We start from the raw sequence: 12,640 nt of genomic DNA on the forward strand, positions 1-12,640 counted from the left end.
AACACAAATGGCAAAAGTACTTGAAACAAACGGAATGGTGTGCCCCTTTCCTTTAGAAGAAGCAAAAGCAGCGATGACCGAATTAACGGCTGGTGAAGAATTAATTATTAATTTTGACTGCACGCAGGCAACCGAAAGCATTCCCCGCTGGGCAGCGAAAGAAGGTCATACGGTTACGAACTTCGAACAAACCGGCAATGCCGAATGGCAAATCGTATTGAAAAAAGGAAATTAAGATCAAAAGGCTGCCTGAACATATTCAGGCAGCCTTTTTCAATCTCTCAATTTAATCCTAAAGAAATATATTTCACCTCAAGGAATTCATCAATTCCATGATGGCTTCCTTCCCGTCCAAGTCCGCTTTGCTTAAATCCGCCAAACGGAGCCTGTGCAACAGAAGGCAGGCCATCATTTACACCGACAATCCCATATTCTAAATTCTCAGCAATATAGATGGCTTCACTGATCTTATCTGAATATACATAGGCTGCAAGACCAAACGGGGTATTATTGGCTCTTTCTACGGCTTCCTCCACATTCTCAAATGGAGCAATTGGCGCAATGGGACCAAATGTCTCCTCCTGCATACATTGCATATCATCAGTCGCCCCTGAGATGACTGCCGGTGTAAGATAGTACCCGTTAGAATCGGAAAGAACCTGTCCCCCTGTCAAGACTTCGCCGCCTTTTTCCTGGGCATCCCGCAAATGTGCCATAGCTTTATCAATGGCCTCTTGATTAATGAGCGGTCCGATTTCCACGCCTGTCTCTAGTCCGTTTCCTATCTTAAGGCTGCTCACCTTCTCGGTATATCGCTTCACAAATTCCTCGTACACACCTTTTTGAACCAAAATTCGATTCGCACACACACAGGTTTGGCCTGCATTCCGAAACTTTGATGCAATTGCCCCCTCTACCGCTTTATCTATGTCGGCGTGATTAGTGATAATAAACGGTGCATGTCCGCCAAGCTCAAGCGAAATTTTCTTCACCGTATCAGCGGCTCCTCTCATTAAGAGCTTCCCAACCTCGGTTGAACCGGTGAATGTGAGCTTTCGTACACGCTCATCCTTTTGCCAAGCCTCTGTGATTCGTTTGGCGTCGCCTGTCACAATATTCAATACACCTGCAGGAACTCCTGCCCGGCAAGCGAGCTCTGCCAGCTTCAATGCCGTGAATGGCGTTTCCTCAGAAGGTTTCAGGACAACCGTACACCCGGCTGCTAGAGCAGGTCCCACCTTCCTCGTAATCATCGCTGCTGGGAAATTCCATGGGGTAATCGCAGCGACCACCCCAACCGGCTGCTTATGCACAAAGAGTCTTTTATTCGGGTGGGAGGCCGGAATGGTTTCGCCGTAAATCCGTTTTCCTTCCTCCGCAAACCAGGTAATAAAGCTGTTTGCATAGGCAATCTCCCCCTTTGCCTCTGCCAGCGGCTTGCCCTGTTCAATGGTCATCGTTTCAGCCAAATCATCTGTATGCTCCTCAACCAGGCGTGCCCATTCAAGCAAAATGCTCGAGCGCTCATGCGCTGTTCGTTTTGACCATTCCTTACCGGCTTCAAATGCCGCATTCACAGCCTTTTTTGCCTCATTTTCATTTCCATTGGGGACCTTACCAATTACCTCTCGTGTTGCTGGGTTAAATACGTCGATTTTCTCCTCTTTATCAACCCATTCACCTGCAATATACATCTTATCTGGAAATAGGTTTGCCATGTCATCCGCTCCATTCTTATATGATTTCTTCTATAAGAGCTATTTTACTTTCTAAATGTTCTTTTTGTGGTATTATCACTCATTATCCCTTAAACTGGAATTGATGACAATTTTTAAAATCTTTAGGGGGCGTTGACTTGAATAATCCTAGGAAGAGGAAGAAGAAAAAGAGAAAGCCTTCTCTCGCATTCAGAACAAATATTCTTCTCTTCACGGTATTTCTCTTATTTACTGCTTTAATTTTACGATTAGGCATTTTGCAAATTGTCCACGGCGATACGTATAAAAAAGAAGTCGAAAAGACAGAGGACATTACCGTTAATAAACCGGTGCCACGCGGACTTATTTATGACCGTAATTATCATCTGATTGTCGATAATAAAGGCATTAATGCCATCACCTATACACGAAGTAAGACAGTCAAGACAACTGAAATGATTGAGGTGGCTGAAAAGCTGTCCAAGTTCATTTCCATTAATGACGAAGATATGAAAGCCGTCAAGGAACGAGATATGAAGGATTTCTGGATCTTGCTTCATCCAGAGGAAGCAAAGAAAAAGATTACGAAAGCAGAATATCAAAAGGAAAGTGATGGAGAATTAGAAAGTAAGGACCTCTATAAATTACAGCTCGACCGCATCACTGAGAAAGAGCTTGCCTCCTTCTCTAAACAGGACTTAAAGACTTTAGCCATCTTCCGTAAGTTTAACAGCGGCACCTACTTGACCCCTGAGATTGTGAAGAATAAAGGGGTTACAGATAAAGAAATGGCACTTGTCAGCGAAAACCTGGATGAGCTGCCCGGAGTAGACACCTATGTTGACTGGAACCGGAAATATCCATTCGATTCAACCCTTAAATCCATCTTAGGTCGGACATCCTCCGCTAATACCGGACTGCCGAAGGAAAAGGTCGAATACTACACATCCAGAGGCTATAGCCTGAACGAACGAATCGGTTTATCTAATCTTGAGCTCTATTATGAAGACATCCTCCATGGTCAGAAGGGAAAATTTAAAACAACCCTAGACAAGGCTGGGAATATCATTGGAACGGAAAGCTTAACTGAAGGACAACGCGGGAAAGACCTTGCACTGACCATTGATATCAACTTCCAGAAAAAAGTTGAAACCATCATTGAAAATGAGCTGAAAGCCAATAAAGGCTCAGGCAACACCAAGTTCTTGGACCGAGCCTTTGTCGTTGCCATGGATCCAAATACCGGTGAAATACTCGCCTTAGCTGGCAAGCGCTATTCATATGATGAAGAGCAGCGGAAGTACGTGATGAACGATTTTGCCCAAGGGACTTACACAACTGCCTATGCGATGGGCTCATCTGTCAAGGGGGCAACCATCTTGACTGGCTATCAGGAAGGCGTTATCTCTCCTGGAACCGTTCAGTACGATGCACCCATTAAGCTGAAAGATACCAATGCCAAAAAATCGTATACCAATATGGGGCCTATCAATGATTTGACAGCCTTGAAACGCTCATCAAACGTCTATATGTTCAAAACAGCGATAGCCATCGGCGGTACTCAGTATACACGTCCCGAGCAAACGATGAATGTGACAGACGAATCCTTTGATATCATGCGTAATCGCTATGCCGAATTTGGCCTTGGGAAGCAAACTGGCATAGATCTTCCCGGAGAGCAAATTGGCTATAAAGGAAGCATCAGGCATGCAGGGTTACTCATGGACTTTTCCATCGGCCAATATGACACATACACACCCTTACAGCTCGCTCAATATGTCTCCACCATCGCCAATGGCGGTTATCGAATGGAGCCGCATATCGTGAAGAAAATGCATGAACCAGTCATGAAGAAAGGAGAAATTGGACCTGTCTTTAAAGAAATTGCACCAAAATCACTGAATAAGCTGTCCATGAAGGATGAATGGATTAAACGGGTTCAGGAGGGGTTCCGTCAGGTGACGCAAGACACTGGAGGGACAGCCGCTAGTTTCTTTGCAAACAGGCCATATAAACCTGCTGGAAAGACCGGTACTGCCCAAGCATTCTATGACGGCCCTAATTGGGTTCCGGGGACAGTACAGCCGGACACCTGGAACTTAACCTTTGTCTCTTACGCTCCATACGATAATCCTGAGATTGCCATCAGCGTAGTTGTTCCATGGGCTTATCAGTCCAGTGATAACCAAATGAACAAGAAGATTGCCCAAAAGGTATATGACGCATATTTCAATTTCAAGGGTGGACAATAATAATTGGCCGACTGCCGTACAATCGGAGTCGGCCTCTTTTTTATGATGAAGGCACAAGACTAGCATTTTATCTTCAATAGCGCCTATCTTCCTTAGGCTAAGCTCCTTCTTCCTGCAGTCTGCATATACTGCATTTGACTGAGATAGTTAAGGAGTGAAACACACGAATGCCAAATGGAATGCAAGCACAACCACAATTATATGGAAATCTCCCATCTGGATTTGGACAGCAGCATGGCTCTTACGGATATGGACACCATCCACACTATGGAGGATATGGGGGTTATGGAGGCTTCGGCGGAGGCTATCCTGGAATGTTCCCACCCCCTCCTCCACGTCCGCCGTTACAGCCTGGTACCCCATACGGCGGAGGATACGGTAATTTTTATGGGTTACCGCTGGGAGGCTGGAGCGGTCAATATGCTGGTCAATTCGGCGGTCCATTCGCCTCGCCTGGCTATGGGTTTGGTACACCGTTAACCCCAACTCCGCGCGATTCATATACAACGTATTGACGACAAAAGCTGCCGGACTACCGGCAGCTTTTTAGTTCTCTAAAGCAGCGAAATATTACATTTATTTGTAATGTTTGATTCTTTTGGTTAACCCTCTTTCTTTTTCGGGTAGTTAATAAGGATTATTCCTTTAAAGGGGTTCGATGTTCACATGGAAGAAATTGAATTAACGGAAAAGAACGTGAACCATGCCATTTTTCAGTTTTTGTTCCCATTCTCGATTTTGGAAGGAAAAGAGGATGATACGGCCAACAAACTAAAAGAGAATGGTTATGAATGGTTCAGACTTGATAAGCTGGAGAAAGAAGATGATTATTATGGTCAATATGAAATTGATCATGAGGATTTAGAGAATTATTATTTACCTTTTACAAATCGCATTTTATTTCCGAAAGAGGAAAACGGGAAAGGTTTTCAGCGTTACACAAAGGCTCTTGGATTAAAAAGCCATTTTAAAGCCCCCTCCTATACAGCAGATTTTGTCATCCACTCCGTTGACGTGTTTGTTTGTCCTTACCAAATTGGTATTTTGAACGTACGAGTAGACCTGCTAAATAAGAATGAACTTACTTATTCACAAATCCTTGATTTCGGAGCAAAGTTCAGGGTGATGGAAGAGAAAAATTCCTTCACCAGCGTTGTATGTGAGGGGCAGTCGTTTGATCATGTTCAAGATTATATATTTGAATGTGTTATCCCTGATATTAAAGAATATATGAGCTATAAATCCGAGAAGAGTGCCTATTTTGAATCATTTCCTTTCTTCGAGGATAATCGTCTATATGTACAGGCATTGATTAGTCTAGAAGGCGACATTACGGAAGAAGATGTATACCGACTTGGCAATTTAGATGGCTTCTTTCAGGAGAAGCCTTATATCAGTGCACATAACAAAGAATTTATTCATTCTTTTATCGAGGAAAAGGCCTATATGAGATGGGCGCCATATACGTTTATTCTGCCTGAGTCGAGCGGCTTCTTTACTTTGACAAAGCAAACGGGAAGGGAATTTTCAAGGATTGCCAACAGCTTTTACGGTCAGTTTTACTACGGATTGATCTTGACCCTCTTCCATAAGATTGTCTTGCTGAAGCTTGAAAATAATTACTCAGAAATCCGCATTGAGCAGGACACGAAGAAGGTGGAGAAGCTGATTCATGCCATCAATGCCTTCTCCTCCAATTATTTTTTCTTTGAATTGGCGACACACTCAGAGGGACGGGATATATTCGTCAAGCTGCGAGAGCGGTTTCGGGTAGAACTCCTGTACGAGGATACCCGCAATACATTGGAGAGCTTATACCAATACCAAGATAATTTCACTTCGAAGCAAAGCAGCTCCTTGCTGCAAATTCTCACCCTATATTCCGTCATTACCGGTATATTCGGAATGAATCTAATGGTTGATAGCCTTAACAAGGATGTTAATTGGACCAAGACCATTGGTACCCTGAGCTTCTATGAATACATCGCACTTTTTGTCATCGTATCAGGGGTTGGCATATCTGTATTTCTTTCTCTCCGTTATATTGCCATCTGGTATTTAGACAAACAGGAGCGGAAAAAGTGGCGGAAGCAAATTGAATATCCGAATACGAAATAATTGTCTAAACGGGGCAGCCGCATGATAAATGGCTGGCTCGTTTCTTCTTGTATATTTTTCTTTATGCGGCAAATACTAATCTCCATTAATGGCGATAAGTGGTGATTTAAATGAATTTCAGGAAAAAGACGGACTCTAAAGATTCCAACCAGAAACACGAAGAACAGATCTCAGGACAGATTTCTGGCCATATTGAAGACAATGAGAATTACTTGAAGGAATTCTTCTCTAATACGGGTGACCTTATATTCCGCAACTTTTCGGCATTTGACGTCTCCTATTGTGCTGTGTACTTAAAAACCATTAGCGATAAGTCGCTGCTTGAGGAATTTATCATCAAGCCCTTGCTTGCTGACAAGGGATTATCTCCTCTTGATTTACCTGTTCCTGCCTTGAACTCCTATTATACATGGGAAGACGTCAAGAACAATTTAATAAATGGAAATATGATTTTGTTTAAAGAAGGCAGCCAAACGGCTTATACAATAGACGCTGCAAAGTTTGCCACAAGAAGTGTGGCAGAACCATCTTCTGAACAATCCATTATCGGAACACATGAGGGATTTGTCGAAAGCTACGAGGTCAATATTGGTCTCATTCGAAAGTATTTGCGAACCGATCAATTTGTGATGAAGGACCTCGTAATCGGAGATAAGATAAAAAAAAGGGTCGGCATTGGCTACTTAGGAAATCAAGTAGACCCAGAAGTAGTGAAAAAGGCTGAAGAACGGATTAAGAATCTAAAGTTTGAGGGAGCTATAATAACCGGACAACTGAAGGAGCAACTCCAAGATCAGAAACGCTCACCGTTTCCTCAAGTTCTAAATACAGAGCGTCCTGTTACCGTTGCGGAGCATCTTTCAACAGGTGCAATCCTAGTCCTCATAGATGGAGTAAGCACAATCTACCTCATGCCGGCAAGCTTTTTTGCCTTTTATCACGCGCCTGATGATGCTCAAAGCAGCTTTTATATTGCGTCTTTTCATCAATGCTTACGTTTGTTTAGCTTGTTATTGACGATAACGCTGGCACCTTTTTATATTTGCGTCGTTGCATTTGATGCCGAAATCATTCCTGTAACACTTATTGCGAATGTAAAAGGGTCTCTGCAAATTATTCCCTTTAGTCCGCTAATTGAAGCGTTAATTATGCAAATAACACTTGAACTACTTAATGAAGCCACCATCAGACTTCCTAAATCTGTGTCACCTACAATCGGTGTAGTCGGCGCATTGGTGATTGGTACAGCCATTGTGCAGGCGAATCTTGTATCCAATACCATGCTAATTGTCTTGGCCTTGACCGGTATTTCCTCTTTTGTTACGCCTAATCAGGAGATGGCAGTTGTCATAAGGTTATTCATCTATCCTTTATTGTTTCTTTCAAACATGTTTGGTCTTGTCGGATTAGCATTCGGATTAACCTTTATCGTCTTCCATCTCTGTTCACTGAGTTCATTCGGTCAGCCTTATCTGGCTCCGCTGGTTCCATTTAAGTTTTCTAAGAAAATCAAAAAGATCGGCGCAAAAGTATTTAAAACAAAGGAGGGATAATAGATTCCTATGTCTACTACGACTAAGCCGCTTTCTTTGACTCAGCTATACTTCGTCATTATCCAAATCCTAATTGGCATCATCATATTCACGATTCCATTTTATGTCAGTTACGAGGCCGCACATAACGGATGGATATCTGGGGTCATTCTGCTGGTAGCCTTCCAGCTCCTAGCTCTTATCATCATTGCGCTTCACAGAAACTTCCCTGACAAAAACTTGTACCAAATTGCAGAAATTGTCTTAGGGAAAACGGCCGGAAAAATTCTATCCATCCTTTTATCCATTTATTCATTTATATCTGCGGGATATATTTGTATCTATTTTGGCTATTTGTCTAAAGAGTGGACATTAGCCATAACACCCTATCCCGTCACTTATCTACTATTATTGTTGCCTGCTTATTATATAGCAGCAGGTAAATTGGTTGCCTTCGCCAGATTTTGCTGTATTGCTTTTCTTTTAATATTTATATTGGTTTTTGTCATTTGCTTTGGCATCGAAAATATGGATTTTACTTATTTATTGCCGATTGGAGATGTACCTTTCCACAAAATAATGAAGGGGGCCCTTCATATCGGCCCTATATACAGTGCAATCAACTGTATTTTACTTTACCTTCCTAAGGTAGATGGTAGCCTTAAGGCTAAGGGAAGAGTTGTCTTTTATTCCATACTGACTGTATCCCTTATATACGTTTTTATCATTATAACGAGCCTTGCCTTGTTTGGAAGCCGTCCCTTAGATATTGTTGTAATGCCAGTCTTGCATCTTTTAAAGTCGATAACCTTGTTCGGCGTGCTTGAAAGATTAGATTTATTGATTATGTGCTTTTGGCTTATCCCAACGGCAACATCATTCGTCGTTCATATGCATATGTGTTTGACAGGGTTTATACAAGCATTTCATCCTAAAAAGGAGTCGAGGCTTCTCCTGATCTTTTTCATCTTGAATTTTATCGCATGCCTCTGCTTCCCTTTATCCCAATTCAATGTACATCGAGCAGGGTCATTGATGCTTCCTGTCACGTACCTGTTCATGTTCGGCACGACCCCCCTGCTCTTAATCGTTGCTAAAATACGGAAAATCAAACAATAGTAGGTGATGTCCTTGAAGCTAGTAAAAGTATTATGCATTTGCTCCCTTTTGAGTTTAACAGCAGGCTGCTGGGATCAAAACTTCCTAAAGAAGCAAAGCATAGCCTTCGGCGTTGGATACGATATAGCGGAAAAACCTCAGGAAGGTATTCATTCCATCTCAATCATCCGAACAATGAAGCCAGTTGGCGGCGGCGGTCAGACCGAGCCATACAATAATGCCTATCAAGTTACCGGTGAAACACCGCTTCAAATACGCGATGAGATGAATAGAATTACTCCTGGCACCTATTCAACTAATAAACTTCGGGTCTTGGCCATTGGTGAGGAATTGGCTAAGAAGGATCTTTATCCACTCCTTGATATATACTTTCGTGAAGCACGTAGTAATATAAATACGAAGATTATCGTAACGGAAGGTAAAGCAGTCGATTTTCTGGATGGAGAATATATTCAAGGGAATCTAATAACTGAAGTTTTGAATGATTTAATTATCAGCGGAGAGAAGGAATCCCATATTCCCAAGTTAACAATAGGCACCTTAATGCCAATTATGTTCTGCCCGGGTCAGGATATGATTCTTCCATATCTCAGTATAGATAAAGGAAAGGATAAGAATTTAAAATTAAAGGGTGTAGTTCTTTTCAACAAACGGAAGTATACGGGAAAATATTTAACGAATGCGCCTGCCTCCTTATTGCTTTTAATGAAGAATAAAGGAGGTAAAACAGCACAATTCACCATAAATGACAGCAAGTCTGCAAAAGCAATCAACAAAAAAATTACGATTGCGGTCAGAAGATCAAAAGCAAAAACCACATTAAAATGGGAGTCTGGAAAACCCATTTATCATGTTGACTTAAAACTAAAGGTGTCCGTTTCTGAATATACAAAAGGTCTGCTTACTGATAAAGAACGAAAAAAACTTACCAAGCTCATTTCAAAAAGCATGACCAAAAAGGCCGAAGAGATAACCAAAACGTTACAAGAGGCAAATTGCGATGCATTGGGCCTGGGTCATAAAATGATGATTCAAGATCCCGAAAAATTTAAAGGCTATAATTGGGATGAAGATTTCAAGGATATTACGATTATTCCTAAAGTGAAAATTGACATCATCAGTAAAGGCATTCTGTATTGAGGGGTAAAAGGAGCTAAATGAAATGAATTCTGTCCAAAATATTTTCGGCAAACTGCATTTAGTCATACGGTTGCTCATTACCGTCCTCGCCTTAACCATTGTATTTGGATGGGTCATGCACATCATTGAACCAGAAACCTTCCATACCATTAAAAGCGGTATATGGTGGGCGGTACAGACGATGTCAACAGTCGGCTACGGTGATATCGTCCCGGCCACCATCCCCGGCAAATTCATCGCTCTCTTTGTGATTCTTGCCGGTGGAGGATTTGTTGCTTACTTTTTCGCTTCGATGTCATCTCATATCATTAAACGGCAAACAGCCTTTCATCTTGGAACCGGTGTATATAAAGGCGACAGCCATATCATTTTTGTCGGGTGGAATGAACGGACAAAGAAAATGATACAAACACTTGAAGCCCAAACTCTCACACCTTTAGTTGTAGTTGATGAGTCAGCCGTCGAGCACCCTCTTCCTCATAGCAATGTATTCTTTATTCGCGGGGATAGCACGACCGAGCAGGTTTGGCTGAACACCAATAGCCGGAAGGCGATGATGGTCATCATCACTGCCGATCCATCAAAAAATGAACAGGATTCTGACTTGCGTGTCATTTCCTCCCTGTTAGCCTTAAAGGGACAAACCCCTGCGCCCCATTGCATTTGTGAGATTCTTACACCCTTTCAGATTCAAAATGCAAAACGTGCCGGGGCTGATGAGATAATTGCAACGAACGACCTGATTGGGGATGCCTTTCTCCAGCTTATCACGAAACAAACAGACGATGATTAAGATCCAAGCAATGCCTCTTCTGCCTGCTCAATCACCTCTAAACCCCAATTCACACAATGCGCCGGGATACCAGCTCTCCGGCCTTTTTCATCTTTATGTATCCCTATGCGGTCCTCCAGTGTTAACAAATAGGGATTTCCAATCCGAATGATGCCATTCTTATCCTCGATGGACCCTCTGCAAGTATAGAATGGAATCCGTAAATAGCTCGCTTTATAAGAACCCTCCAACAGATAATCAAAATACCCCTGCTCATAATCCCAATTCCCTCCAACTAAGAAGCCTTGTGAGGCAAGCTTTCTTCGTGCGTGCAAATAGGTAACAACCGTATTCTTTAAGCGTGACGGAAGAACAATCATCATTATTTCCCTCCATAGCAGAGTATGTTTGTATTCATATCCTCTTCTATATGGAGAAAGGTATGTATGGTAATAATATGGCCTTTTATTTAATTAAAAGCAAAAAAGCCTGCATCCTCCTTGTACGGGGAATGCAGGCTTTTTGTTCATTAAGATTGGAGTCGTTTTTCGAGTTCAGCTTTCTTCTCTTCAAAGCCTTTTTTGCCTAATAAAGCAAACATGTTCACTTTATAAGCTTCTACACCAGGCTGGTCGAATGGATTTACACCCATTAAGTAACAGCTCATGGCACATGCTTTCTCGAAGAAATACACTAAATAGCCGAATGTGTATTCATCCAAAGCTGGAATGCTGACAACAAGGTTCGGCACCCCGCCGTCCGTGTGAGCAAGCAATGTTCCTTCAAATGCTTTATTATTGACGAAATCAACTGTTTGACCTGCCAAATAATTTAGATTATCTAAGTCATTCTCCGCTTCTTCAAGAACTAATTCATGGCGAGGAGATTCAACTTTAATAACAGTCTCAAAGATATCACGGCGTCCTTCTTGCACGTATTGACCTAATGAGTGAAGGTCAGTAGAGAAATTCGCTGAAGATGGATAGACACCTTTTTGGTCTTTCCCTTCACTTTCGCCGAATAATTGCTTCCACCATTCAGAGAAATATTGTAAGGATGGCTCATAGTTAATAAGCATTTCAATCGTTTTCCCTTTGCGATAGAGAAGATTGCGGACCGCTGCATATTGGTAAGCCTCATTGTTTTCAAGCTCAGATTCAGAGTAATCCTTTTCTGCTTGCTGTGCGCCCTTCATGATTGTGTCAATATCTGCACCGCTTGCTGCGATTGGAAGCAATCCTACAGCTGTAAGAACAGAATATCTGCCGCCGACATCATCAGGAATAACGAATGTCTCGAAGCCTTCCTCGTCTGCTACCGTTTTTAATGCACCGCGTGCTTTGTCTGTTGTTGCATAAATACGTTTCTTCGCTTCTTCTTTCCCGTATTTTTCCTCCAATACTTTACGGAAGATGCGGAAAGCGATAGCTGGTTCAGTTGTTGTACCAGATTTAGAAATGACATTGATGGAGAAATCTTTGCCCTCGAGCAAATCCATAATATCTCTCATGTATGTAGAGCTAATGTTGTTTCCTGCAAAAATAATTTGAGGAGCGTTGCGTTTTTCTTTCGGAAGCAGGTTATAGAAGCTGTGTTGAAGCATTTCAATCGCTGCTCTTGCCCCGAGATAGGACCCGCCGATTCCGATGACTAAAAGAATGTCAGAATCATTTTTGATTTTCTCAGCCGCTTTTTTGATGCGTGAGAACTCTTCTTTATCATAATCAGAAGGAAGGGAAAGCCAACCAATATAATCGTTGCCGGCACCGGTCTTCTCATGGATGGTATGATGTAATTGTTTCACCGTATCTTTCAAGTAAGATACTTCATGTTCTTGAAAAAAAGATAATGCCTTGGAATAATCAAATTTGATATGAGTCATTGCTAGGCCTCCATTTAATTTACTCATAAAATACTTTACAGAATCCATTTCTGATAATCAAGTTAGGGAGATACCAAAAAAGGAAGATAACGTTTTCACAGGGATGTATAGAAGAAAACGGTTTGAGA

Annotated in this window: 11 protein-coding genes; 7 read left to right on the top strand and 4 right to left on the bottom strand. The window is 42.0% G+C overall.

Features of this window, described 5'->3' with window-relative positions; translation table 11 throughout:
- Positions 1-7 precede the first annotated feature (7 nt).
- On the top strand, positions 8-235 hold the full coding sequence (locus ACY8DX_RS17950; RefSeq protein ID WP_049669714.1) for a sulfurtransferase TusA family protein: 228 nt from the start codon (positions 8-10) through the stop codon (positions 233-235).
- 46 nt (positions 236-281) lie between these two features.
- Here the strand turns inward: ACY8DX_RS17950 and ACY8DX_RS17955 are convergent, their stop codons facing one another.
- Positions 282-1,718, bottom strand: a complete 1,437-nt coding sequence (locus tag ACY8DX_RS17955; RefSeq protein WP_462405731.1) for an NAD-dependent succinate-semialdehyde dehydrogenase — start codon at positions 1,716-1,718, stop codon at positions 282-284.
- Between the two features lie 137 nt (positions 1,719-1,855).
- Here ACY8DX_RS17955 and ACY8DX_RS17960 point away from each other — a divergent pair, with 137 nt between their 5' ends.
- Positions 1,856-3,949, top strand: a complete 2,094-nt coding sequence (locus ACY8DX_RS17960) for a peptidoglycan D,D-transpeptidase FtsI family protein (protein ID WP_462405732.1) — start codon at positions 1,856-1,858, stop codon at positions 3,947-3,949.
- 147 nt (positions 3,950-4,096) lie between these two features.
- Here the strand turns inward: ACY8DX_RS17960 and ACY8DX_RS17965 are convergent, their stop codons facing one another.
- Positions 4,097-4,450 carry a hypothetical protein gene (locus tag ACY8DX_RS17965; RefSeq protein WP_462405733.1) on the bottom strand — a complete coding sequence of 118 codons (354 nt, stop codon included), beginning with the start codon at positions 4,448-4,450 and terminating at the stop codon, positions 4,097-4,099.
- Positions 4,451-4,615: 165 nt separating this feature from the next.
- On the opposite strand from ACY8DX_RS17965, the gene ACY8DX_RS17970 reads away from it, so the two are divergent.
- From ACY8DX_RS17970 to ACY8DX_RS17990, 5 genes are all read left to right on the top strand, one after another.
- Positions 4,616-6,067, top strand: a complete 1,452-nt coding sequence (locus ACY8DX_RS17970; protein ID WP_462405734.1) for a hypothetical protein — start codon at positions 4,616-4,618, stop codon at positions 6,065-6,067.
- Positions 6,068-6,177: 110 nt separating this feature from the next.
- Positions 6,178-7,620 carry a spore germination protein gene (locus ACY8DX_RS17975; RefSeq protein ID WP_462405735.1) on the top strand — a complete coding sequence of 481 codons (1,443 nt, stop codon included), beginning with the start codon at positions 6,178-6,180 and terminating at the stop codon, positions 7,618-7,620.
- A 9-nt stretch (positions 7,621-7,629) separates the two neighbouring features.
- A complete protein-coding gene (locus ACY8DX_RS17980) occupies positions 7,630-8,718 on the top strand; it encodes a GerAB/ArcD/ProY family transporter (RefSeq protein WP_462405736.1) in 1,089 nt (362 codons plus the stop codon).
- A 12-nt stretch (positions 8,719-8,730) separates the two neighbouring features.
- On the top strand, positions 8,731-9,858 hold the full coding sequence (locus ACY8DX_RS17985) for a Ger(x)C family spore germination protein (protein WP_462405737.1): 1,128 nt from the start codon (positions 8,731-8,733) through the stop codon (positions 9,856-9,858).
- A gap of 22 nt (positions 9,859-9,880) precedes the next feature.
- On the top strand, positions 9,881-10,651 hold the full coding sequence (locus ACY8DX_RS17990; RefSeq protein WP_462405738.1) for a potassium channel family protein: 771 nt from the start codon (positions 9,881-9,883) through the stop codon (positions 10,649-10,651).
- Here ACY8DX_RS17990 and ACY8DX_RS17995 read toward each other — a convergent pair.
- Together ACY8DX_RS17995 and ACY8DX_RS18000 are read right to left on the bottom strand one after the other, a co-directional pair.
- Positions 10,648-11,013 (bottom strand): YugN family protein, encoded by a 366-nt coding sequence (locus tag ACY8DX_RS17995; RefSeq protein WP_049669705.1) that lies wholly within the window; start codon positions 11,011-11,013, stop codon positions 10,648-10,650. The genes ACY8DX_RS17990 and ACY8DX_RS17995 overlap by 4 nt on opposite strands.
- A 146-nt stretch (positions 11,014-11,159) precedes the next feature.
- On the bottom strand, positions 11,160-12,512 hold the full coding sequence (locus ACY8DX_RS18000) for a glucose-6-phosphate isomerase (protein ID WP_049669704.1): 1,353 nt from the start codon (positions 12,510-12,512) through the stop codon (positions 11,160-11,162).
- Positions 12,513-12,640: the final 128 nt, after the last annotated feature.

Source organism: Gracilibacillus sp. Marseille-QA3620 (assembly GCF_054950035.1).

Bases quoted from the DNA above. Each gene is read 5' to 3' on its own strand.
- ACY8DX_RS17950 (WP_049669714.1), top strand. From the start codon at position 8: ATGGCAAAAGTACTTGAAACAAACGGAATGGTGTGCCCCTTTCCTTTA.
- ACY8DX_RS17955 (WP_462405731.1), bottom strand. From the start codon at position 1,718: ATGGCAAACCTATTTCCAGATAAGATGTATATTGCAGGTGAATGGGTT.
- ACY8DX_RS17965 (WP_462405733.1), bottom strand. From the start codon at position 4,450: ATGAATCGCGCGGAGTTGGGGTTAACGGTGTACCAAACCCATAGCCAG.
- ACY8DX_RS17970 (WP_462405734.1), top strand. From the start codon at position 4,616: ATGGAAGAAATTGAATTAACGGAAAAGAACGTGAACCATGCCATTTTT.
- ACY8DX_RS17975 (WP_462405735.1), top strand. From the start codon at position 6,178: ATGAATTTCAGGAAAAAGACGGACTCTAAAGATTCCAACCAGAAACAC.
- ACY8DX_RS17980 (WP_462405736.1), top strand. From the start codon at position 7,630: ATGTCTACTACGACTAAGCCGCTTTCTTTGACTCAGCTATACTTCGTC.
- ACY8DX_RS17990 (WP_462405738.1), top strand. From the start codon at position 9,881: ATGAATTCTGTCCAAAATATTTTCGGCAAACTGCATTTAGTCATACGG.
- ACY8DX_RS17995 (WP_049669705.1), bottom strand. From the start codon at position 11,013: ATGATGATTGTTCTTCCGTCACGCTTAAAGAATACGGTTGTTACCTAT.
- ACY8DX_RS18000 (WP_049669704.1), bottom strand. From the start codon at position 12,512: ATGACTCATATCAAATTTGATTATTCCAAGGCATTATCTTTTTTTCAA.